The sequence below is a fragment of the Myxococcales bacterium genome, from assembly GCA_012513515.1.
In the GTDB taxonomy this organism is placed as follows: Bacteria; UBA10199; UBA10199; order 2-02-FULL-44-16; family JAAZCA01; genus JAAZCA01.
The window spans coordinates 13,193-35,382 of the sequence record JAAZCA010000020.1; the positions used below are offsets into that span (position 1 = coordinate 13,193).

General features: G+C 51.0%; 21 protein-coding genes and 1 tRNA gene. 5 read left to right on the forward strand and 17 right to left on the reverse strand.

Going from position 1 to position 22,190, the window contains the following annotated elements:
- Positions 1-204 precede the first annotated feature (204 nt).
- Positions 205-996 (forward strand): xanthine dehydrogenase accessory protein XdhC, encoded by a 792-nt coding sequence (xdhC, locus tag GX659_04655; GenBank protein NLD28081.1) that lies wholly within the window; start codon positions 205-207, stop codon positions 994-996.
- Complete coding sequence (locus tag GX659_04660; protein NLD28082.1) at positions 993-1,616, forward strand: nucleotidyltransferase family protein; 624 nt, start codon at positions 993-995, stop codon at positions 1,614-1,616. Before xdhC ends, GX659_04660 begins: the two co-directional genes overlap by 4 nt.
- On the opposite strand, the gene GX659_04665 is transcribed toward GX659_04660, so the two are convergent.
- From GX659_04665 to GX659_04690, 6 genes are all read right to left on the reverse strand, one after another.
- Entirely contained in the window at positions 1,588-2,874 is a 1,287-nt protein-coding gene (locus tag GX659_04665; protein NLD28083.1) for a peptidoglycan DD-metalloendopeptidase family protein, read from the reverse strand. The two genes, GX659_04660 and GX659_04665, sit on opposite strands and share 29 nt — an antisense overlap.
- A 22-nt stretch (positions 2,875-2,896) precedes the next feature.
- Complete coding sequence (locus GX659_04670) at positions 2,897-3,763, reverse strand: xanthine dehydrogenase family protein subunit M (protein NLD28084.1); 867 nt, start codon at positions 3,761-3,763, stop codon at positions 2,897-2,899.
- Positions 3,760-4,287, reverse strand: coding sequence for a (2Fe-2S)-binding protein (locus GX659_04675; GenBank protein ID NLD28085.1), 528 nt, complete (start codon positions 4,285-4,287; stop codon positions 3,760-3,762). The genes GX659_04670 and GX659_04675 overlap by 4 nt, the downstream gene beginning before the upstream one ends.
- Entirely contained in the window at positions 4,208-6,529 is a 2,322-nt protein-coding gene (locus GX659_04680) for a xanthine dehydrogenase family protein (GenBank protein ID NLD28086.1), read from the reverse strand. The genes GX659_04675 and GX659_04680 overlap by 80 nt, the downstream gene beginning before the upstream one ends.
- A 368-nt stretch (positions 6,530-6,897) precedes the next feature.
- Positions 6,898-7,230: a hypothetical protein gene (locus GX659_04685; GenBank protein NLD28087.1), complete on the reverse strand. Its 333-nt coding sequence runs from the start codon at positions 7,228-7,230 to the stop codon at positions 6,898-6,900.
- Positions 7,231-7,261: 31 nt separating this feature from the next.
- Positions 7,262-7,332, reverse strand: a tRNA-Gly gene (locus GX659_04690).
- Positions 7,333-7,432: 100 nt separating this feature from the next.
- Between GX659_04690 and GX659_04695 the strand changes: the two genes are divergently transcribed.
- Positions 7,433-8,344, forward strand: coding sequence for a hypothetical protein (locus tag GX659_04695; protein ID NLD28088.1), 912 nt, complete (start codon positions 7,433-7,435; stop codon positions 8,342-8,344).
- Positions 8,345-8,362: 18 nt separating this feature from the next.
- Positions 8,363-9,688 carry a hypothetical protein gene (locus tag GX659_04700; GenBank protein NLD28089.1) on the forward strand — a complete coding sequence of 442 codons (1,326 nt, stop codon included), beginning with the start codon at positions 8,363-8,365 and terminating at the stop codon, positions 9,686-9,688.
- A gap of 147 nt (positions 9,689-9,835) precedes the next feature.
- On the opposite strand, the gene GX659_04705 is transcribed toward GX659_04700, so the two are convergent.
- From GX659_04705 to GX659_04750, 10 genes are all read right to left on the reverse strand, one after another.
- Positions 9,836-10,225, reverse strand: coding sequence for a response regulator (locus tag GX659_04705; protein NLD28090.1), 390 nt, complete (start codon positions 10,223-10,225; stop codon positions 9,836-9,838).
- 63 nt (positions 10,226-10,288) lie between these two features.
- Positions 10,289-11,059 (reverse strand): hypothetical protein, encoded by a 771-nt coding sequence (locus GX659_04710; GenBank protein ID NLD28091.1) that lies wholly within the window; start codon positions 11,057-11,059, stop codon positions 10,289-10,291.
- Positions 11,056-11,742 carry an endonuclease III gene (gene nth / locus GX659_04715; protein NLD28092.1) on the reverse strand — a complete coding sequence of 229 codons (687 nt, stop codon included), beginning with the start codon at positions 11,740-11,742 and terminating at the stop codon, positions 11,056-11,058. The genes GX659_04710 and nth overlap by 4 nt, the downstream gene beginning before the upstream one ends.
- 14 nt (positions 11,743-11,756) lie before the next feature.
- A complete protein-coding gene (locus tag GX659_04720; protein ID NLD28093.1) occupies positions 11,757-12,485 on the reverse strand; it encodes a CPBP family intramembrane metalloprotease in 729 nt (242 codons plus the stop codon).
- A complete protein-coding gene (locus tag GX659_04725; GenBank protein NLD28094.1) occupies positions 12,440-13,234 on the reverse strand; it encodes a prolipoprotein diacylglyceryl transferase in 795 nt (264 codons plus the stop codon). The genes GX659_04720 and GX659_04725 overlap by 46 nt, the downstream gene beginning before the upstream one ends.
- On the reverse strand, positions 13,231-13,761 hold the full coding sequence (lspA, locus tag GX659_04730; GenBank protein ID NLD28095.1) for a signal peptidase II: 531 nt from the start codon (positions 13,759-13,761) through the stop codon (positions 13,231-13,233). The genes GX659_04725 and lspA overlap by 4 nt, the downstream gene beginning before the upstream one ends.
- Positions 13,762-13,798: 37 nt before the next feature.
- The gene (ileS, locus tag GX659_04735) at positions 13,799-16,597 is read right to left on the reverse strand and encodes an isoleucine--tRNA ligase (protein ID NLD28096.1); all 2,799 of its coding nucleotides are present in this window, start codon (positions 16,595-16,597) and stop codon (positions 13,799-13,801) included.
- Between the two features lie 14 nt (positions 16,598-16,611).
- Positions 16,612-17,097, reverse strand: coding sequence for a hypothetical protein (locus GX659_04740; protein ID NLD28097.1), 486 nt, complete (start codon positions 17,095-17,097; stop codon positions 16,612-16,614).
- Entirely contained in the window at positions 17,097-17,900 is an 804-nt protein-coding gene (gene lgt / locus GX659_04745; GenBank protein ID NLD28098.1) for a prolipoprotein diacylglyceryl transferase, read from the reverse strand. Before lgt ends, GX659_04740 begins: the two co-directional genes overlap by 1 nt.
- 119 nt (positions 17,901-18,019) lie before the next feature.
- Positions 18,020-19,678, reverse strand: a complete 1,659-nt coding sequence (locus GX659_04750) for a hypothetical protein (protein ID NLD28099.1) — start codon at positions 19,676-19,678, stop codon at positions 18,020-18,022.
- A gap of 354 nt (positions 19,679-20,032) precedes the next feature.
- On the opposite strand from GX659_04750, the gene GX659_04755 reads away from it, so the two are divergent.
- Complete coding sequence (locus tag GX659_04755; GenBank protein NLD28100.1) at positions 20,033-20,959, forward strand: TIGR01212 family radical SAM protein; 927 nt, start codon at positions 20,033-20,035, stop codon at positions 20,957-20,959.
- A gap of 3 nt (positions 20,960-20,962) precedes the next feature.
- Here GX659_04755 and GX659_04760 read toward each other — a convergent pair whose 3' ends face one another.
- Positions 20,963-22,066 carry a tetratricopeptide repeat protein gene (locus tag GX659_04760; GenBank protein NLD28101.1) on the reverse strand — a complete coding sequence of 368 codons (1,104 nt, stop codon included), beginning with the start codon at positions 22,064-22,066 and terminating at the stop codon, positions 20,963-20,965.
- Between the last annotated feature and the right edge of the window lie 124 nt (positions 22,067-22,190).

Consider the following 22,190-nt stretch of genomic DNA (forward strand, 5'->3'; position numbering starts at 1 on the left):
GAAAGCGACTGATTTGTGACGACGGATAGGGAGGCGAAGTGCGCTTAGTCGACGAAGGGGGAACCCCATCAAAACCGTAGCGAATGTAAGGCCTTATTAAAACTCGTTTGTAGAACTGCTTGATAAGATATTGATTTGTACAGTTTAACTATTGCCATTTCAAACAGCGCTGCTACCTTTCCAGCCGTTCAGGGAGGATTAAACATGGATATCGACGCAAAGGCCATGGAATTAAAAAAAGCCGGAATAGCCTTTTGCATCGCCACCGTCGTCAGAGTCGAGGGCTCTGCCCCGAGGCACGCCGGATCAAAGATGATAGTAGCTGCCGATGGAAATATTTTCGGCACCGTAGGCGGAGGAGGGGTGGAACATCAGGCGATAGAAGATGCAAAATATCTCCTGAAAACGAAAACAGCCGAGTGCGTATCATACGATCTCACCGGGGATGGGATTCAACCCTGCGGGGGAAGGGTCGAGATATTCTTCGAATCGGTGGCACCGTTATCGCACGTTGTAGTATTCGGCGCCGGCCACATAGCGGAAAAACTCTGTCCGATGCTGGTCGAAATGGACTTCGATCTCACTCTAGTCGATGAAAGAAGTGAAAGGCTCTCGCTTTCCACCTTCTCTTCGATAGAAAAGAAATCATCCCTGCTCCCCCTCGATTTTCTCTCATCCTTCCGGTTCGACGACGAAGTGTTCATGATATGTCTGACGCACAAACACATCCATGATGAGGCAATAGTGGAATACTGCCTCGACAAGCCATTCAAATATTTCGGGTTGATCAGCTCTAGAAAAAAGTGGGCCCTTTTCTGCCAGCGCTACCGTGAAAAAGGATTTTCAGACGACCAGATGAGAAGGATCTCAACCCCCATAGGCCTCGATATAGGAGCAGAAACCCCATTTGAGATAGCGGTCGCCATCGCCGCCGAGATAATCCAGTTCAGGACAAAACCGGAGGACTTCAAGGCAAGGGTCGCGAGATTTAAATGAATACCGCACGCAAAAAAATAGCCGGAGTGATCCTCTCCGCCGGAGAATCCAAAAGAATGGGCTTTCCGAAGGCTCTTCTGAAATTAGACGAATCGACGCTGCTCGCGCGCCAGCACGAACTCCTGAATCTCTCCGGATGCGATCCGGTAATAGCTGTCGTCGGATGCAAGGCGGAAGAGATAATGTCGGAGCATCCCCTACTTCCGGTAAAGTGGGTTCAAAATAAAATCTGGCCGAAGGGGCAATTTTCCTCCGCGGCGGCAGGAATATCGGAAGCGCTCTCCGATAATTCGTCCGGTGCTCTCCTCCTCCCCGTAGATGTCGTCGGCATAAACGTGAAAACAATCCGCTCCATTCTCGATGCCGCTTCGCAGATGCCGGCTATCGACGCGATAATTCCTACCTACAAAGGCAGGGGCGGCCACCCTGTGTACCTATCAAAAAAGTTTTGCGAAAACTTGATCGGCTTGGATTTAGATGATGAAGATTCAAGGCTCGATGTTCAGCTGTCACGCTGCGAATCAAAATCCAGAATTGAAACAGAAGATGCTGCGATACTAAAAAACATAAATACACCGGAGGATTTCTCCTCTAGTAGAGATCTATCAACGCGGTCTTGATCTGCTCCTCTCCCCTCAGCTGCGCGGCTACAACTGCCATCTCAGATTTGAATCTTTCAAGATCGGCGCCGGCAAGAGTTATCTCTTTTACCTTGCTTACCTTGAGCGGGTCTATATGTCTGCCGTTTTGCTTGATCGACAGATGAAGATGAGGTCCAGTCGAACGCCCTGTCGTTCCGACGTATCCTATCACATCCTTCTGTCGCACTCGCACACCCGGCTTGACCTGAGGCGCGAATTTTGACAGGTGAAGATAATAGGTTTCGTATCCTTTCGCATGTTTTATCACCACCATGTTGCCGCCGTACTTGTCGTATGTTTTTCTGGTAACAACCCCGCCAGACATCGCCCAGACTGGAGTTCCGGTCGGAGCAGCATAATCAGTGCCATAATGGTGTTTCATCTTATGGGTTACAGGATGCTTTCGCATCCCAAACTTGGATGATATCCGCGTGAACTTCACCGGCGTCTTCAAGAAATTTCTGGCGAGCGAACGCCCCATCTCATCGAAATATCCGCAGTCCCCTGCCGCCGTCTCGAAATAAAATGCGGCCTGTTTCACCACAGCGCCGTCATAATCCATAGCGCTGATCCTGCCATAATTGTAGAGCTCACCATCGACATAGTTCTTCTCGACGAGCATCGTAACAAGATCCCCCTGTCTCGGATCGGAAAAAAAGTCTATGTCCCACGCCATGATATCGACTATCTTTTCCACAAGAGAGGGGAGTTCACCTATAGCGACGAGGTCGCCGTAGATGGAATTCTCAAGCCGAAATTGTATCCTGGAGAGTCTGCGCTCGACATTCACATCCAGCTTTTTTGCCAGGTACTCCCTCTCGATTCGCTTAACCTGAAAGACCTCAACAGGCGATGCGGCATAGACGAATTCAAGGAGCGACATATTATCGTCGAATCCGAATTCCATGAGATTTCCGGGACGGATTTTGGAAAGGTTCCAAATTTTCCCCAGGGAATTCGTTATCGCGTAACCCTGCGACGAGTCTATTCCGAACCTGGCAAATATCGACTGCAACGTGTCGCCGCTCTCAACAGTGTAATCGATCCACTCCAGCTGCGACTTCCCCGTAGGTTCGATCTCGACCAGTTCGGGTCTTCCAAGATATATTATCACCTTCGATATTCCAGTTCCCAAAAAGGCCGCACCAGTAGCTACAAGCGCCAGAAAAAGTATCCTCCAGCCTATTTTTTTCTTCCGATGATGGCCGGTACCTCTCAGCTGTCTTGTGCTCATCATGAAAAACCTCCATTCCACGGAGTCAAACAGGTGTATTTTTCTTGGTCAAGCCTGAAAGAAAATTAGCGAGCATGCTACCGCACACGAATCTGCGATAGTCTTCAGTGGATCTGACGTCATCTATCGGACTGAACTCATCCGTTATCGAAGCCTTTGCGCTGTCTATCACAGGGACCGTCACCGCCCTGCCCCTGAGCAACGCCTCGGTACCGAAGGCCCGAACTGCTGTGGGCGCCACGCTTCCCACCGCTATCGCAATCTCGACTATAGCCCCCCGAGAAACTTCAGCTACGATGCACATCGCAGCCTTGGATATCGCCTGAGCCCTGCGAGTTCCTATCTTGTAAAATTCGCTTCTGAGATCTTTCGAATATCTTCTCGGAAATTTTATCCTTGTGAGAAGCTCATCGGAATTTTTAGCCGTCTTCCTGTACCCCGTAAAAAAATCCACGGCCGAAACCCAGCGAGCACCCTTGACGCTCTCGAGTTTTAACTCCGCACCGTAGGCGAGTACCACAGGCAAGGTATCCCCGGCAGGAGATGCGTTCATTATATTTCCGCCTATCGTCCCGCGATTTTGTATCTGGGCCGCTCCGATAGAAAGGCATGCCTTCGCAAGGGCGGGCAAATGTAAATTTACACCAGCATCAGCAGCAATCGCAGCATGGGTAGCACATGCACCTATCTCTATGAATGTATCATTCGCTGAGATGGTCCTTAGCTCGGCAACTGAAGAGATATCGACAAATCCAGGCGGCGATATGAGCCCCGAACGCCACTGCACGATCAGGTCAGTACCACCCGCAAGAACCGGCATATTCGGATTTGCCGCACTCAGCGCTATCGCCTCAGGCAGGGTAGAAGCCTTGTTATACGCTATGGAACTCACTTCTCTCCCCTCAAAATTTCGGCCGCCTTCATGACCGAATCGATTATCCTTTTGTAACCGGTGCACCTGCAAAGATTGCCCGCCATCGCAATCGCGACCTGATCCCTGTCCGGGTTTGGATTCTTCATCAAAAGGGCGTGGGCGGAAATGAGCATCCCCGGGGTACATATCCCGCACTGCGTGCCAACCTCGTCGATGAAGCATTGTTGTATCGGCGCAAGGTGTTCCGCATCACCGAGCCCTTCGACGGTTAGTATCTCATCCCCGTCCGCAATCTGTCCGAAAAGAACAAGACAGGAATTTACGACCTCTCCGTTGATTATGACGCTGCAGGCGCCGCATTCTCCCTCGCCGCATCCTTCTTTGGTGCCCATCAGTTCCAGATCGAACCTGAGAACATCGAGCAACCTGCGTTCTGGAGGAGCCAACACCTCGATATGGTTGCTATTTACAGAAATTTTTTTCGACACCTTCTCCGCCACAAAACCTCCAGTCACAAATCCCCTGTTTTCTATGCCAAGCATCGTAGAGCTTTTCCGGAGTAACGGGAAGTTCGGTAATTCTTATACCCGTCGCATCCGCTATCGCGTTGACTATCGCCGGAGCCGCTCCGTCCATCGGCATCTCACCGATGCCTTTGGCCCCCACCGGGCCGTGCTCATAAGGCTTTTCCACTATAAACGTTTTGAACTCCGGAACATCCAAAGCAGTGGGTATAATGTAATTCTGAAACCTGTTGGTGACAAAGCGACCATCCTTCACGATATGATTTTCCAGAATAGCGTAGCCAAGAGCCTGAAGGGTCCCCCCCTCTATCTGCCCCTCCACCATCGCCGGATTTATAGCCTTGCCTACGTCATGAAACAGCCACATTCGATCGACCTTGATTTCGAAGGTGGACATATCGATCTCCACCTCCGCCACGTCGCAGGCCCATGAGTAAGTCGGATACGCATCACCTAAGTGTTCTTTTTCATTCCAGGATATCCCCGGAGGAAGATCGTACATCTCTACAAATTCACGTGGTCCAAACTCTTTATGATAAGCGGATACGGCATCTTTTATCCTCATCACATTCTCGTCGCCGAATACTATCTGATCGCCCGAAAATTCCAGATCCGAAGCTGCGACGCCCAGTTTTTTTGAGACGAATTCAATTATAGATGACTTAACCGATGCCGCGCATTTTTTCATGACCATCCCCATGATCATCGTCGTGCGCGAAGCGACGGTGGGACCGCTGTTTGGAACAAGCGAGGTATCGGGAGTCTCTATCGAAATCAAATCCAGATCGATGCCGAGAAAATCCGCAGCCATCTGGGGAATCACGGTGTGTGAACCCTGCCCCATCTCGGTGCAAGCGGTAAGAACCGCCAGCCTTCCATCGGCCTCAACACGGAGTCCGGCCTTCGCCTTTATCTTAGCCTCTCCGGAGCCGGTAAATGCCGCACCATGAAAAAAGAGAGAGATGCCTACGCCCTTTCTGATATTTCCGCTCTGTTTGGAATTTAGAGATATCTGTTTTTCAATGCCGGACTTTTCAATCGCCTGCATAAGTACATCTTCGCAGGCAATGCTCGAATCGAGTTTCTGCCCTGTCGCGGTCAGGTCCCCCTCCTTTAGATAATTTTTCTTACGCAGTTCCACCGGAGAGATGCCTAGTTTTTCAGCGACGAGATCCATGTGCGCCTCGCATGCAAAGCAGGTCTGCGGAACGCCGAACCCTCTGAAGGCGCCGTTCGGAGTCATGTTCGTGGCATACGCGGTTCCGACGACGCTGATATTATCGCATCTGTACGGACCGGCAGCATGGATGATTCCACGCGACAAGACGACAGGAGTGAGAGTTAGGTAGGCTCCGGCATCCATCTCGACGACGATATCCATCGCAGTGATCTTGCCGTTTTTCTTCACGCCAGTTTTATGCCTTATGCGGGCGGGGTGCCTCTTCGTCGTAACCTCAGTATCCTCCGCCCTATCATATATCATCTTGATCGGACAGCGGGCCTTTCGTGCCAAAAGCAGGCAATATCCAGCCAAAAGCGAGGGATAATCCTCTTTGCCACCAAACGCTCCTCCGACGGTGGCCTGCCGTATTGAAAATTTTTCCTCAGGCATCCCCATCATCACGGAAACGGATTTCGAAATATAGTAAGGGCACTGCATCGAACCGATAACATCGAAGCCGCCATCCTCTCGCGGGGATGCGATAATGCCATTTGGCTCGATGTACATGTGCTCCTGGTGGCCAACCGCGTACACTCCCTCCACGATCTGATCGGCCTGCGCAAAACCCTTATCGATATTCCCCTTGGAAATAGTAAAGTGTGACATCACGTTGTCATCATTCCTGATCTTCGTCGCAGCGGACCTGGAATCCTCTATTGAAAGAACGCTGGGAAGGTCTTCGTAGGTAACGCGAACCATCTTTCTCGCCTCTTCGACGAGCTCACGCGTCGGCGCAGCTACAAGGGCTATCCCCTCGCCAACGTATTTGGTAACGGAGTCGGCCAGAAGAGGCATGTCCTCCTCTATGATCGTAATGCAGTTCTTGCCGGGGATATCCGCTGCGGTGGCAACTACTACGCTGGGCCAGTCGAACGACTCGTCAAATTCTATTTTGGATATTTTAGCATGAGGGCGCTGCGATCTCACGACCGAGCCGAACCACATGCCGGGAAGCCTTATGTCATCAACGTACCGCGCGGAACCAGTGACCTTGCCTACTCCATCCCTGCGTGGCACGTTTGCGCCGCTTTGAGCCATATGGCATATCTAACATCACGATCGATAAAATCAATCAATGAATGAAGGGGAAATGATGGATTGTGATGAGAAAACTGTCCTTGAAATGTTCAGACATCAAATGCATGACTTTCAAAAGAAGTTCTTCCCTATCTTTCATAGAGTTCCTTTCACGAATTTTATGAACTTAGGGTTTTTATATTTTTGAGATAGCCAATTATTTTCTTCCTATCGAGGCGATCCACGTCCACGTCGTTCAAGGAATCGATGATAAAGCTCGCTACCTTCGTATGAAAATATAAAAGGTCTATGTAGCATTTTCCGGGTCGGCGACATTGGCGCAATTGCCCCCTGAAAAAACCAAAGAAAAGCTTCTTAGATATCGAATACTACTTGATCTCTCCAAACGGAGTGGAAAAGCTCTTTTCCCTGCCAGTATGAACGACTGAGAGCGCCCTTACCGGAACCGCTCCTACCTTGCCGTAGAAGGCCGGGGCCAAATTCATGGAAACATATGATCGCTCATCTATACGCATCGCAAGAACGAATAGATCGTAATCTTTTGTCACATAAATCCCCTTTTGAACGGACACTATTACACCCGAATCGACGAGCCTTTTTATTACCCGTTGATTGAGAAGGGCTCTGCCACCTGAAATTATGCCCGCGAGCTCGGAGAAGGAGAATAACCTGGAAATCTTCCACCTTCCGTCATATTTCACAAAAAAGCCCCTAAAGGGGGCTTTTTTCTTGAGCGGGTGATGGGAATCGAACCCACGTATGAAGCTTGGGAAGCTTCCATTCTGCCACTGAATTACACCCGCAAGAGGTGCCCGCGCCTATAACATCTGCATCCTTGCCATGCAAGCGCAAATAAGGCAGCCTACGGCAATAAACCATATGGCCCCCTACCCCATAAAATTCATGCCGCAATTAAAAGAGCTCCCGTGGGGAGGTGAAAAACTTGCAGGCTTCGGAAAGAGCCTTCCGGCAGGCAAAAAAATAGGGGAATCGTGGGAGCTCTCAGGAATTCCATCCTCCCCTTCCGTGGCGGCAAACGGTCATCTAGCGGGCATACCATTAGATGAAATCGTCTCAGGGAAAAGATCGTGGTTTGGTGGAAAAAAACGCCTGCCACTCCTGGTGAAACTCATAGATGCCAGCGAAAATCTTTCGGTTCAGCTCCATCCAGACGATCGCATGGCCAAAAAACTCGGCCTACCCAGCGGAAAGACCGAATGCTGGTACGTTCTCCACGCCGAACCCGGGACGCGCATAATACGCGGATTCAAAGATGGCGTCGATGCGACAAGCCTCTCTCAAGCCATCGCATCGGGAAAAATAGAAGACTCTCTATTATCGGTTCCTGTCCGAACCGGAGACGTAATACCGGTGCCGGCTGGAACCGTCCACGCGCTAGGAAAGGGAATCGTAGCCTACGAACTTCAGCAGAGCTGCGATGTAACATACCGCCTCTTCGACTGGAACAGGAGCAACCCTAAAAGGGAACTCCACATAGAAGAGGGAATAAAATCCGTTAATTTTTCCTCCCTGCTTCCTGAAATAACGAATCGGGGTCAGGGCAGCTCATGCAAAGTCTATTCCTGTGAACACTTCTCTCTCGAAAAGATATCTCTATCCGAAAAATCCGCAGGGTTTAAGGGGCATACCGGCTGGGCTGCAGCCACTGTGATTTCAGGATCGGCCTCCATCGAATACGATTCCTGGCGGATGGAAATCGTCATGGGCGATACGATCCTGCTGCCGGAAGGGCTCAATTATAAAATAAAGCCATCACGGGGAGAATGTAAATTTCTTCTAGCCTACGCGAATTAACGGGGTATATTCGCCGCCATGAACTCTAAAATAAAATCCAGAAGCCGGGCGTTTCGCAAAATCGAAAGAGAGTTTCATCTATCTAACGACGACATCGCAAAAATAATATCATCCTTTCATGATGAAATGAAAGCCGGACTCGCCGGGGAAAAAAGCGACCTCAAGATGCTTCCAGCGTTCACCGACGCCCCGTCTGGCAAGGAAAATGGCACCTTCCTCGCGCTTGATATCGGCGGGACGAACCTTCGCGTCATAGAGGCAAGCCTATCGGGAGATGGATCGTTGAAGGTTCTACGCTCATCTAAAACCAGAATACCGCACACACTCATGAAGGGCAGCGGAATCGAATTGTTCGATTTCATAGCCTCACACATAGCAAAATTTCTGCACACGAAAAAATCCGGCAAATTTAAACTTGGATTCACCTTCTCCTTCCCTGTGGAACAAAAAAGTCTCACAAGCGGCCTCCTCATAACGTGGACCAAAGGGTTTACCGCATCCGGCGTCGTCGGCAAGGATGTAACTAAACTCCTTCAAATGGCGCTCAGGCGCGCAGGGCTCGGCTTCATTGAAATCGCTGCCCTGGCTAACGACACTGTAGGAACCCTTGCGGCCTGCGCCTACTCCTGCCGGACATGCGATATCGGCGCCATATTCGGAACGGGGACCAACGCATGTTACCTGGAAAAACTTTCTAAAATAAAAAAAGTCGGCGGCGCAAAAGGACGCGGCAGGATGATCATAAATATCGAGTGGGGAAATTTCTCCAAGCTTCCGCGAAACGAGTTCGATATTTTAATAGACGACAGGTCCAATAATCCGGGCAGGCAGGTGATGGAAAAGATGATCTCCGGAATGTATCTCGGAGAACTGGCGAGAATGGCCATCAGGAAACTCTACGACATTGGAGAGATCGAGCTGGGGAAATCCTCCCTCAGGCGCACCGGCGGGCTTCATACATCGCAGCTCTCCGCGTTGGAAACGGCAAAGGGTAAAAAATATTCCGAAATAATTGAAAAGACCGGCCTCTCTGGAATCAGTGAGGAGGACCTCACGGTGGTTGCAGCGATATCGCGAGCCGTTGTTATCAGAGCAGCGAAGATAAGCGCCGCATGCCTCGCGGCGGTCATCATGAAGATGGATCCAAGAATAGCGCGAAAGCACACGATAGCAGTTGATGGCGCACTCTATGAAAATCATCCCGGTTTTTCAAGGACGCTCAGAAATTCCATGAAAACCCTCCTTGGAAAAAATTCCGGCAACGTAAGAATACGCAAAACCGCCGATGGCTCCGGAATCGGCGTCGCAGTGATAGCGGCGGCTAGCCATAGATGGACACATTAGAGGAGGAAAAAATCATCAGAGAAAAAATTTTTACAGAGTAAGAAATTATTGAAGAAGCACCCGACCTATGAGTCATATCATGAAGCAACCGACGAGCAGATCGCTTACAAAGAAGCCTTCGCGAAACGAGAATTGAAGAAGCCACGTTCAGATTTGTCGGCGACCGGGATCGGAAATTTTTAATGCCTCATCGACAGTATAGAGTATCTTTTCCTTACCCGCATCCTTGTTCAAATGGATCACCGCGCCTACCTTTTTGCTGAGCTCCATCATCTCGGGTGATTTGAGGGATGAAAAGACTATGATGGGGGTGTTCTCGAATTTTCTATCCATACTTATAAGCTTGGCGGTCGTGTGGCCATCTATCCCGGGCATCTGTATGTCCATGAATATAAGATCCGGCTTTTCTTTTCTAAGCTCGGCTATCGCCTCGGCGCCATTGTACGCGGCCTTCACCTCATGCCCCGCCGAAGTGAGCACATCGGTGAGCATGGCGACTATCAGTTTGCTATCATCGACAACCAGTATCTTGGCCATATAACCTCCCAGCAAGGTTACTCCAGCTAGCACGTTCACTCAACATTTTCAACAACTCGCTACCTAGCGAAAATATCCGAAGGCCTTTGCAAGCCCCCTCCTCTGCGACCTGACATACATGTAATCCCCCAAAAGCTCGGTCATCGAAGCCTGATAATTTCTGGAAACGGCGAGGTCGAATGAAAACTCCTGAGATGTCTTGTAAATCATTCTCAACTCGTTGACTCCGAAACCGGCAGCTACGAGGGCACCGGCAGAGACTATCGCGAGGGGAGACCCGGAAAATATGGCGGCGGCAAGTGCGACAAAGGAGAGCTGGCTCACCTTGTAGATGGCGGATCTCTTCATCAAAGCCTTCTTGGAATGCCGCCTCCCTATCAAGTCTGAAAACATTGCACGAAGATCACTTTCCACCGCGGCAAGCCCATCGTCCGCGTCCATGAAGGTGAGAAGCCCGCATCTCACGATATCGCGGTAATCTATGGATCGCGAAAGAAGATTGTGAGATTTGAAATGATCGTAGGGAATCGATTGTGATGCCATGGAAGCAAAACTGGCGCCGAAATAGCGGGAAGCCGCCTTGAGAAACACACCCCTCGATCTCAAAAATTTATCCGCCGAATCTTCCGAGACAATCCTAGCCTCGGAAAAGGTTCCCTGAAAGCCCCCTCTTTCGGCTATCTGATACATCGCCGAAGTACTCACTCCATACTGATCGGGGGAGACGGGCATGACCGCGCGCGATGCTAGCAAAAGCTGATTTCCTATCAGCGATGCGCCAAGGGCATCGGCACGAGGCCCAATGAACTTTGGGGCGATAGCTGACAGCATCATCCCGCCCTTCCGCTTCTCGCATCAAGAGGCCGTTTTTTCGAACCGGCGCCTAAGCCTCTTACATTATAGTCGCAAAGATTTGATACCGGACATCTGCCGCACTCAGGATTTCGGGCGTGGCATATAACCCTGCCATGGGTGATCAGCCAGAAATGGGCCTCCGCCAGCTTTTTCTCCGGTATCGCCGAAATGAGTTTTTTCTCGACCTCTTCCGGGGTCTTGCCGACGCCGATGCCGATTCTGTTTGCCACCCGAAAGACGTGGGTATCCACCGGCATCGCAGCCTTACCGAAGGATTTTATAAGCACGACATTGGCCGTTTTTCTTCCGACGCCGGGAAGAACGATGAGTTCGCAGAGGTCGGACGGAACTACTCCTCCGAAGCGCTCGATGAGAACCCTGGCGGCAGCTACTATATTCCTGGCCTTGGATTTATACAGGCCGACCGATTTTATCACCTTCTCCACGTCTGAAATTTTCGCCCGGGCCAATTTTTCGGGGGTTGGATATCTGCGGAAAAGAGCGGGAGTCACCCTGTCGACCTGATCATCGGTGGACTGCGCGGAAAGGGCCGTGGAGATGACGGTCTGAAAGGGATCGCTGCGTTTTTTCAAAATATCGCAGGAGCGGGCATAGGCTCTTCCCAAAATGGCGACCGCTTTTTTAATGTCATCTTTGCGCATGGGCATATTTCAATCTAGACGATGTAGCTTCTCGCAAACCAGTCCATCAACAAATTTGAGGCCGCGTGAAAAAGAACGGGAGCGGTTATCGCACCTGTCCTCTCCCTCAAGTATCCGAATACGAGGGCTGGAAAGAATATGGCGAAATGCCACCATCTATAATAGACGACCGAATGCGCGAAGGCAAATACAAGCGCCGTGATAAGCCATCCCCAGCCCAGCCTTGTACCAAAGACATTCCATCTGCGCTGCGTGACGAGGTTGATCGTGGACTGGAAATATCCCCTGAAATAAAATTCCTCAGGAAGCGCAACTATAAGTATTTGAAACATCGCCGCGCTCCAGAAGTCTGAAAATCCAGCCGCGCTGAAACTGGAGTATCCGCCCACCGTTAGCTGCCAGAAATGCGCCGCCATAAGATACGGAGGGAAGACGATTAGCGCCACTATTAAAAACGTGTGGATGGACTTAAGGTAAGAAACAAATCCGTCGTCGAGAAAGTCTATCCTCCTTCGCCTGTTCCATATGACAGCCACAGGCCCGTAGAGAAACAGGACGGCGATGGCCACGGGCAAAATTTTGCCGATGAAATCCACCCCCTTGGCCATGAACAAAAGGCGCGACATGACGAGCAAGGCGATAGTGACAACGGAAAGCTCCGCCGCACATCTGGCCCTGGTATAAGGCTTTGGAGCCTCTAGCCCCGAATCCGGAGATTTTGACGTTTGGAGAGGATTTTCCACAGAATTACGCCTCCGATGAATGATATTAGCATCGCTATCTGGCCCGTTGATACAGCACCATCAAACCACATGCCGCGATCAGCGTCGCCCCTTGTGAATTCTATGATGAATCTGGAGATTCCGTAATAGATGAAAAAGGCTGATATTATCTCTCCGTAGAATTTTCTCCTGTGATACAGGAAAAAGAAAACGCCCCACATTACTATCGCGTTGATCATGAAATAAATCTGCGACGCATGAAGGTGGACCCCGGCATATCCAAAGGCCGCAGGAACGGATGCAGGGTTGTTAAACGTGAGATGAAAGAAAAAATCGGTTGGCTTTCCGTAGCAGCACCCTACGCATACGCATCCGACGCGCACAAAGAAGATGATGATCGGAACTCCCATCGCGGCGAGATCCATGTATCTCCACGTTGAAAGATTGCGCTTCCAAAAATACACGAGCCACGCAGCTATGGTGAACATATATGCGCCGATCGAAACATACCCGCCCTGCCAGAAATAGAATACGCGAATCGGTTTTTCCAGATAGTACATCGGGCTTTCCACGACTATGTGAAAGACACGCGCGCCTATCACAGAGGCGATGATGGCTATTATGCCCATATCGAGAAGGGCCACCTGATCGGATCCCTCGCGTTTGGCCCACCAGGACGAAAAAAATGTGGCCGCGAGAGCGCCGATCATCACCATGAAGAAAAAAGATGGAACGCGGATATCGCCAATAGTAAATAAGAAGGGTCTCATGTCGGATTACCGCCCTTTCTAAAAATCATGATTATCAGCATGAACATCGCCACGGTTATCGCGCTGTCCGCAACGTTGAAGGCAGGCCATTCCAGCGGGAAATCGAAACTTCTTCCGAACAGCGAAAAACTGGCGTGCGCGTCGCCCGCTCTGAATGAAAGAAAATCCACGACGGAGCCGCGTGCGGCGCGGTCTATTATGTTTCCTACCATCCCGCCGAAGATCAGCGACAAGGTGACCGTCATGTAAATATCGTCATCGCGCAGCGACCTCAGATAGAGAACCACTATCGCAGCAGCGGCCGCAGCTATCACAAAAAAGATGGGATTTCTGACGGCATCCGAAAGCCCTGAAAAGATGCCGAAGGCGGCCCCCGTATTTCGGAAATGCACGAGATCGAAAATTCCGCCGATCACGGGAATCCTTTCGCCGTAAAAGAGGGTCCCGGCGACCAGCCACTTAGTGATCTGGTCGAGCATCACGAGGATAGAAACGATGGCGGAAAATAATATATATTTTTTCTTCATCTGTGAAATGTCCAGTTTCTTACTTCAAGTTTTGACTTCAGGAGGAAAGGACCCCGGCGCATCTTGCGCATATCGTCGGATGCTCCGTGTTTTTGCCTACGCTCTCGGAATACTTCCAGCAACGCTCGCACTTTTCGCCGTCCGCCTTGGAAACCGAAACCGCGAAACCCTTGTTATCCTCGCTTTGCACGAGATACGCCCCTTCCGCCTTTCCGAACTTGGCGCCGGATACCAGAAACAGATCGGCGAGATCCCCACCGAAGCTTTCCAGAAAAGACCTGGCATCGGCATCGCACTCGATCGTTACGGATGCGGCAAGCGAGTTCCCTATGAATTTCTCCGCACGGGCCTTCTCGAGGGCCTTCATCACATCCTGTCGCAGCGACATGAATTTTGAAAAACGTTCGAGTATCTGGGAATCGAACTGCGGCTTCGCAGGCATCTCGGAAACGAAGACGCTGCCTGAAGAGCCGGCGAGCTTCGGCATGATTTCCCAGATCTCCTCGGCGGTAAATGAGAATATCGGAGCCATCAGCCTTACCATCGAATCGAGTATTTTCCAGAGAACAGTCTGGGCCGATCTGCGAAGTTCTCCATCTTTTTTCTCGGCATACAGGCGATCCTTCAGGACGTCTAGGTAGAAAGAGGACATCTCGACGGTACAAAATCTGTTAAGGGTATGGAATATCGCATGAGACTCGAAGTTTTCGTAGGCCGCAAGCATCTTCGAGGTAAGCTTACCGAGTTCCGCGATCGCGTACCTGTCGATCTCTGGCATGCGATCCTCCGGGACCATATCGACGTTGGGATCAAAATCATTGATATTGCCAAGGATATAGCGGGCGGTATTCCTGATTTTTCTGTACGCCTCGACGCAGCGGTTGAGAATCTCATTGGAAAATCTTATATCGTCCCTGTAATCCTCGGCGGAAACCCAGAGCCTTAGTATCTCCGCCCCATGCTGATTGATCAGTTTTTCGGGTGGGACATAGTTCTTTGCAGATTTGGAATATTTCTTCCCATCGCCGTCTACCACGAATCCATGTGTGAGCACCCTTTTGTACGGCGCCCGTCCTCTCGTCCCTATCGAGGTAAGCAGCGAGGTGTGAAACCACCCTCTGTGCTGGTCGCTCCCCTCGAGATAAAGATCGGCCTGCTGCTCTATCCCTTCGCGACTCTCGAGGACAGCCGAATAGGAAACCCCCGAGTCGAACCAGACGTCGAGGATATCCGGCTCTTTGCCAAACTTTTCCTTCTCGCCGCAGACTGGACATTTGAAACCCTTCGGTTTGAAATCGGACGCGTCGTGTGAAAACCACGCATCGGCCCCCTCTTTTTCGAAAAACTTAACGGCGTTGTCCACGAGATCGGGAGTGGTGTGTGAAGCCCCGCAGGATTTGCAAACGAGGGCTATCACCGGCACACCCCAAAGCCTCTGTCTGGATATACACCAATCAGGCCTCGCCTCTATCATGCCTGTAATACGCTGTTCCCCCCAAGGAGGAATCCACTTAACCTGTTTGATAGCTTCAAGGGCCTTCTTGCGAAGCTCGGTTTTTTCCATCGATATAAACCACTGATCGGTTACCCTGAAGACTATCGGTTTTTTGCATCGCCAGCAGTGTGGATATGAATGGCTGATCGCATGAGTATGAACGAGTGCGTTCACTTCGCGCAGCTTCTCTATGACAAGCTTGTTCGCATCCTCGACAAAGACCCCCTCGAGCCACGGAAGCCTCGACTCCTTGGTAAAGCGTCCGGCATCGTCTATAGGCGCTAAAATATCGAGGCCGTACTTCTGACCGATATCGAAATCTTCCTGCCCATGTCCTGGCGCAGTGTGAACCGCGCCGGTTCCGGCCTCGAGAGTGACATGTTCACCGAGTATGATGAGCGAATCGCGATCGATGAGCGGATGACGGCAGCTCTTGTGCTCAAGTTCCTGCGGTGAAGGTTTGCCCACTACTGTAGAATAGGAACGCCCTATCGATTCCATCACGGAATCCAGCAGCCCTTCGGCCATGATCCAGACCTCATCGTCGACCTTGACGGCTACATAAGGTAGCTCAGCGTTCAGAGCGATTGCGAGGTTCGCCGGGATAGTCCATGGCGTCGTCGTCCAGATGACGAGAGATATCTCCTCGTCTCCAAGCCCCCATTCCTTCCTTAACTTCTTGTCATCGTTGAGCTTGAACTTAACGTAGATTGAAGGAGAGGAATGATCAGCATATTCCACTTCCGCTTCAGCCAGCGCCGTCTTGCAGCACGCGCACCAGTAGATCGGCCTCTTTCCCTTATAGAGGGAACCGTTTTTCACAAACTTGCCGAACTCGCGCGCAATCGTGGCCTCGTAATCGTAGGACATCGTGAGGTAGGGGCGATCCCAGTCGGCAAAGACGCCGAGCCTCTGGAATTCGGAGCGCTGGATGCCGACGAATTCCTCGGCGTGCGCCCTGCATGCCTTCCTCACATCGACCGGGTCCATCGTGTGCTTCTTGGGGCCTAGCTTCTTCTCGACGCCCAGCTCGATAGGCAAACCGTGGCAATCCCACCCCGGTATGAACGCGCATTGGGCACCGGTCATGTTCTTGTACTTGACCACTATATCCTTGAGGATCTTGTTCAGGATCGTGCCGAGATGCAGATGCCCGTTGGCGTACGGAGGGCCGTCGTGCATGACGTACGTCTCGCGCCCGCGATTTTTATCTATCATCCTCTGATAGATTTTCTGTTCATCCCATTTTTTGAGTTGAACCGGCTCGCGTTCGGCGAGATTGCCCTTCATCGGAAAATCTGTTTTAGGGAGATTTAAGGTATCCTTGTAATTCTTTTCCATTTAGATTTCCTATTCTACTCGTTGACAAGGCCCAGGTTGGTAACGTCAGGAGGGCTTTTCCTCAGATAATTTCCAACCAAGTCCAAAAGTTTTTTCTCCTCGATGCCGGAACTGTGCTGATTTGCGACTATTCCCTTCAACCTCGTGCCGGCCTTGACTTTGGTCCTGCCCCCTTCCGAAACGACCTGGACCTCCATCTGATAATAAGAATTCGTAACGCCGTATTCCTTGCGATCGAAGAGGAGCATGTAATGTGAGTCGGAGGTCGTCGGCATCCAGGTCGATGTGATAACACCGGCCGAAAGGTTTTCCTCGTTGACCGTATAATCGAGATCCCTGAATGCGGCCCTCACGGCGTAGTAGATATCGTTGGGCACGGCCGCATAGTCGCGGCTTAAGTATTTTACATCGGGGTTTATTGTCGAAGAGACCATCGGCTTTGAACAGGCCGCGACCGATGAAAGGACAAGTATCAAAAAAACGGCTGCTATTTTACGCATCAAATCCCCCTATTTATCGAGGCCGCCCTGCGCCACAGCTTCAAATACATTAAGACTCCGAGCATGAACAGGGCTATCGATATCGCCTGCGATGTCGATAGCCACGGATCTATGAGAAATCCTCTCACTTGGTCTCCCCGGAAAAGTTCGTTCACATATCGCAGTATCGCATAGAGAATTATGTAAACCGATATCAGCTGCCCATCGAACTTTTTGAACTTCCTGACCAGCATAAGCAGACAGAATATGACGATCTCCCCAAAGCTTTCAAACAACTGGGTCGGGAAGAGCTCTATCCCAGGAGGGGCGAAGGAACCGACGCCATCCGGAAAGGTGATGCCATACCACGCAGCATGGGAAAGCTCTTTCCCATAGCAGCATCCAGCCATCAGGCACCCTATTCTGCCCACCGCATGACCGATGGCTATCGCCGGAGCAAAGATGTCGATGGTAAGAAGAACTGGAAGCTTATGTTTCCTTATAAAAAAGAAGGATACGATTACGCTGGAGATCAACCCCCCATAGAAGACCAGGCCTCCGCGCCACATCTTGAGTATCACGAGCGGGTCTGCAAGAAATTCAGAGCGCTGACTTATCGCAACGTAAAATACCCGCGACCCCACTATTCCAGCTATTATTACGTAGAAAATTAGGTCGAGCATCTTCGACGGCTCAACCCCCACCCGTTTGCTCTCACGCACGATCCATAAAATTCCCAAAACGAAACCGAGCGCGACCATTACGCCGTAGGTATGGATGGTGAGCCCACCGAATATCGGAATCTTGATTAAAACCGGATGCATAGGGGGTTTTCTATAGGTAAGCGCCCCCAAAAAGTAAAGTTAAATTAGGGGTTTGCCCGGCATAAAATAGAGAGAGGCGGCACTATGCCGCCTCTCTACGGGCCTGGGAAAAGGAGCCCTTACTGGGTTCTTATCATAACTGCGAAGGTTCCATTGCTGTTTCCCTGTATCTGCAACTCTGAAGGGAAGTCGCTAAGTTCGTAGAACTTCATGGCAGAGGCATCCATCGTCACCGTGTGATATCCGAAGTACGGGTTGAGGTTTATTCCCTCGAGCATGGTCCCTCGGTTATCCTGGGCATCGCACATCAGGCAAACCCCTTCGAAATTTCCAGTCCGTGAATTTCTAACGCGTTCCCTGTAGGTGTACCTGCTATCCCTGCTTATCCCTCTGTCTGTCATCCCAAGCGCGATAGTCCATCGCGCCATCATCTCTGAAAATGTGTCCATCTCGGCCGGGCCGTTGAAGGCGGTTTCCAGATTCGCCACGCCCCTGGAGCTCGTCTTTGTAAGTCTGCCCAGGAAGGCGTCCCCGTCTGAGGCCTGTTCATACAGGTAGCGAACGAAGAGGTATGCGGCGCCGCGCTCCATCAGGTTTGGCGATCCCTGCGTAACCACGCCGTATGACGAAGGGCTGCTGAGAAACATCGCATAGCGCGAGGGGTTCTCGACTCCGTAGCCGAAGTAGTCTTCCATGAAGTGGGACATCCCCTCATTCAGCCAGTTTTCCTCGGCCGTGCCGCCAGCGACCATGACATGCTGATTGTAGCTTATCGCATGCTGGAACTCGTGGGGAAGAACCGCCGGAAGAAGGTTGCTCATGGCGAATGACTTGGATATCGAAACTCCGTATTTGCCGCTCGGATCGGGCACCATCGTGTAGATTACCTCTCTCTCGTTGGAAACCTGATTGGAGGAGCTGCGCGCGTAAAGGTCGCCGGCGAAGAAGTAACCGGTGATGATTCCGCCGCCGAGAGCCCCAAGCCTGTTGACCTGGGCGGTCATTAGAACGTGAAGTTTTCCGTCTCCATCGACGTCGGAGGAATCTCCGAGGAGATCCTGTTCCTCCCCTGCTATCCTGTCGAAGTTTTCACAGAGCTCATCGATATCCGCATCCGAGAGATCATCTTCGGAGACATCTTCGTCGACGAAGAAAATCACGTTTGAACCGACGCACCTAGCCTCCGCTACAACTTCAACATACGATCCGGTGGAGGTCAGGCTCGAAAGCACCCTGAAGCTCTCCTTGTCGCCGAACGAAGCCGTCTTGAATGAAAGTGACTTGGCGCCAATCGTCTCGTTTGGATCGGATATCTTTTCCTCAAAGCCGTCCAATGCCGATTCCGAAGCCCTGAGCCACGAACTGAAAATCTCATCCACTCCATAGACCTCGTCCATATCCGGTTCGGATTCGGATTCCACCATCATCCCCTTGGCAAGCCCTCCCACTTCAGGAAGAACTTCGCTCGAGCTCGTCAATTGGACGCTGCTGCCATATCCGCCATAGTCATAAGACCCGATGCTGAGTATGAACTGAGCCTCCTCATCGACGCCCTCGAAATCGAGCGAAAAGAGATCGCCGGATTCGATATTGACAGCTATTATGTCGCCGACTCCCATATCGGAGGGATCACTTCTTATCTCGCTTATCCCGGTTCCCCCGCCGTTCCCGCTGCTTAGCTCCGAGGAATAATCGGAACCAGACCCACAACCGGTAAGAACCGCCAACCCCGCCGCCGCCACCACCGAAGCCACCTTCCATCTCAGCTTTTTTCCCATGGCGTGCTCCTTTTTTTCCCAACCCACAACGGGAAAGAGCAAGGAGCGTGCCACTAAATTAAAAAACTAATTTTTTAAAAATACCCTTATATTACAATATATTAGAACTGAAGTACGGAATCGCAACCACATTACAGAAGGGTTATATTTAACCCATTTATCAAAAAGGCTGTCGATTGAACGGCAAAGATCAAATTATCTAATTGAAAAACAAAGGTAATATCGAATAGTCATTTTTTTGACCTATCTATCAATTTTACCCAATACTCATTTGAAAGCGCCTGTACTAGTGATAACAGCGAAATTAAGGGACCTTAAGGGCCGCCTTCTATCTATTATCAGGGGTGCTGCAGAATGGAACGCTACAACAGGCTAAACCCATGGCTGATGAAAAAATTCGGGTGCCGCGTCTACAAGGTCGCGCTCAAGAGCGGATTCGGATGCCCGAATAGGGACGGAAGCAAGGGAAATGACGGATGTATATTCTGCAATATGGAATCCTACAGGCCCGCGTCATCGATAGGAAAACCGGAGCTCCAATCCAGCATCTCTGAGCAGCTGGCTGAAGGGATCTCATATATGAGAAGGAGGCACGGAAACGCCAAAGGGATATCCTACTTCCAAAGCGCCTCCAACACCTACGGCGCGCCGGAGGATCTCCGCAGGATGCTTCGCGCCGCAATAGACCATCCGGATATCGTCGGGGCCGCAATATCGACTAGGCCGGACTGCATCTCCAAAGATCACCTCAAGGTCCTCAGGGAAATAAGCGAAAAAAAGTTTATCTGGGTTGAACTCGGATTGCAGTCCTCGCACGACTCCACGCTTGAAAAAATTCGCAGGGGCCACTCGGTCGCCGATTTTGCGTCCGCATGCGAGTCGCTCTCCGAAATCGGAATCCCGGTCTGCGCGCACGCGATACTCGGCCTACCCGGCGAAGATATCGGCATGATGAAAAAAACAGCTGAGTTTCTCAATGGAAAGTGCTGGGGGGTGAAGATTCACAACCTTCACGTCTTAAGAGATACTGCGCTTGAAAAAATGCATCGGGATGGGGACGTTTATATCCCAAGCCTTCGCGAATACGCAGACTGGGTCGTAGACTTTCTGGAACTCATCGACCCGGAGATGATAGTCCACAGGGTAAACGGACACAGCCCGAGGGAAATAACGGTGGCGCCTAGTTGGTCGGTGAACAAACTCGCCATCTTCAACGAAGTGGAAAAAAGGCTCTTAGAAAGGGATTCCTATCAAGGCAGGTTGTTCGGCACACGCAGATAGAACCTACATCCCGCCGCCGAGTCCGCGAGCCCTCTTCAAGGCATCTTCTATCTTCGGGCTCAGCGCATGCGCGGCATTGTATTCGATAAGCGCCTTCTTTTTATCGTTTTTTCGTTCATACATGCGCCCCAGCCAGTAGTGGGCCGAGGCACGCCAGTATTTGCTCTTCTCCGCGGCGATGAAGTCGCGCAGCTCCCGTTCACCCTCAGCTGAGATCTTATCGTCGCCGGAAATTACCATCGTCGCACCCAGAAAATATTTATATTTTATGATGCGCGGATCTATCTTGCCCATCTCGGAAAACTGCGCAATCGCATCGTCATATTTTCTCATGGCTACGTAGACCTTGCCGAGGAATCTTCTCAGGACGATATTTTCCGGGTATCTTTCCACGAACGACTTAAATATCATCGAGGCATTCGAATAATCCTTCTCCTCCATGTACATCATCCCGAGGTTTATCCCGGCCATCTCCTTTGTAAATCGGCCTCTTTCCGCGACCTCCTTGACGATGGCAATCCCCTCCGCCCTTCTATCCGGGAACATCTTTAAAAACCACAGGTCCTTGGTGAAAACGGAACGCCAGTACACGTACATCCCCAGACCGAAGTCGGCATCGATAAAAGATGGGTCGAGCTGTTTGGCATGCTTGAAAAGCTGCCTGGATTTATTTCCGGCGACGTATGCATCCCACCACCCCCCCTTGCGGGCCTTCAAAAAACCATCGAGCCCGAATAAAGCGCCCGATATGAAGAGCTCCCACGGCGTCGGCTGATATTTCTGCAAAACGATCCCGGCCCTGCGACGCCCCTCTTCGCTCGCGCGCGAAAATTCCTTTTCCAGACTCAGGTCCTCGTTTTCCAGCATCCTGACCTCATACACGGCCATCTCGCCGAAAGACCCGGATGGGGAATCCGGAAAATCTTTTTTGACGGCCTTGAAGAGCTTCAAGGCCTCGTCATATCTTCTGTGGAGTATCAGATCCTGCCCCTCGATCAGACGCGACTGCTCATCCCCCTTGGCCGCCTCCTTACCGAATGAAAAGGAGTGCAAACCGACGATCAGCGATAAAACCAGAAGCAAGGCATAGGCATTTTTTTTCTTCAAGCGGATCTCCTCGGAAAAGCAGGACGTACCGCTACTTTTTCCGCATGGATTTGTAAATAGACGGCAACATAGGGAAATAGGGGGTGAGCGGATCGTAAAATCCGATCGTAATCCTTTGACAGAT

Bases quoted from the DNA above. Each gene is read 5' to 3' on its own strand.
- GX659_04700 (NLD28089.1), top strand. From the start codon at position 8,363: ATGAACTCTAAAATAAAATCCAGAAGCCGGGCGTTTCGCAAAATCGAA.
- GX659_04755 (NLD28100.1), top strand. From the start codon at position 20,033: ATGGAACGCTACAACAGGCTAAACCCATGGCTGATGAAAAAATTCGGG.
- lspA (NLD28095.1), bottom strand. From the start codon at position 13,761: ATGAAGAAAAAATATATATTATTTTCCGCCATCGTTTCTATCCTCGTG.
- GX659_04675 (NLD28085.1), bottom strand. From the start codon at position 4,287: ATGCTTGGCATAGAAAACAGGGGATTTGTGACTGGAGGTTTTGTGGCG.
- lgt (NLD28098.1), bottom strand. From the start codon at position 17,900: ATGCATCCGGTTTTAATCAAGATTCCGATATTCGGTGGGCTCACCATC.
- GX659_04710 (NLD28091.1), bottom strand. From the start codon at position 11,059: ATGATGCTGTCAGCTATCGCCCCAAAGTTCATTGGGCCTCGTGCCGAT.
- GX659_04705 (NLD28090.1), bottom strand. From the start codon at position 10,225: ATGGCCAAGATACTGGTTGTCGATGATAGCAAACTGATAGTCGCCATG.
- xdhC (NLD28081.1), top strand. From the start codon at position 205: ATGGATATCGACGCAAAGGCCATGGAATTAAAAAAAGCCGGAATAGCC.
- nth (NLD28092.1), bottom strand. From the start codon at position 11,742: ATGCGCAAAGATGACATTAAAAAAGCGGTCGCCATTTTGGGAAGAGCC.
- ileS (NLD28096.1), bottom strand. From the start codon at position 16,597: ATGGAAAAGAATTACAAGGATACCTTAAATCTCCCTAAAACAGATTTT.
- GX659_04695 (NLD28088.1), top strand. From the start codon at position 7,433: ATGCCGCAATTAAAAGAGCTCCCGTGGGGAGGTGAAAAACTTGCAGGC.
- GX659_04680 (NLD28086.1), bottom strand. From the start codon at position 6,529: ATGGCTCAAAGCGGCGCAAACGTGCCACGCAGGGATGGAGTAGGCAAG.
- GX659_04660 (NLD28082.1), top strand. From the start codon at position 993: ATGAATACCGCACGCAAAAAAATAGCCGGAGTGATCCTCTCCGCCGGA.
- GX659_04740 (NLD28097.1), bottom strand. From the start codon at position 17,097: ATGCGTAAAATAGCAGCCGTTTTTTTGATACTTGTCCTTTCATCGGTC.
- GX659_04750 (NLD28099.1), bottom strand. From the start codon at position 19,678: ATGGGAAAAAAGCTGAGATGGAAGGTGGCTTCGGTGGTGGCGGCGGCG.
- GX659_04725 (NLD28094.1), bottom strand. From the start codon at position 13,234: ATGAGACCCTTCTTATTTACTATTGGCGATATCCGCGTTCCATCTTTT.
- GX659_04665 (NLD28083.1), bottom strand. From the start codon at position 2,874: ATGATGAGCACAAGACAGCTGAGAGGTACCGGCCATCATCGGAAGAAA.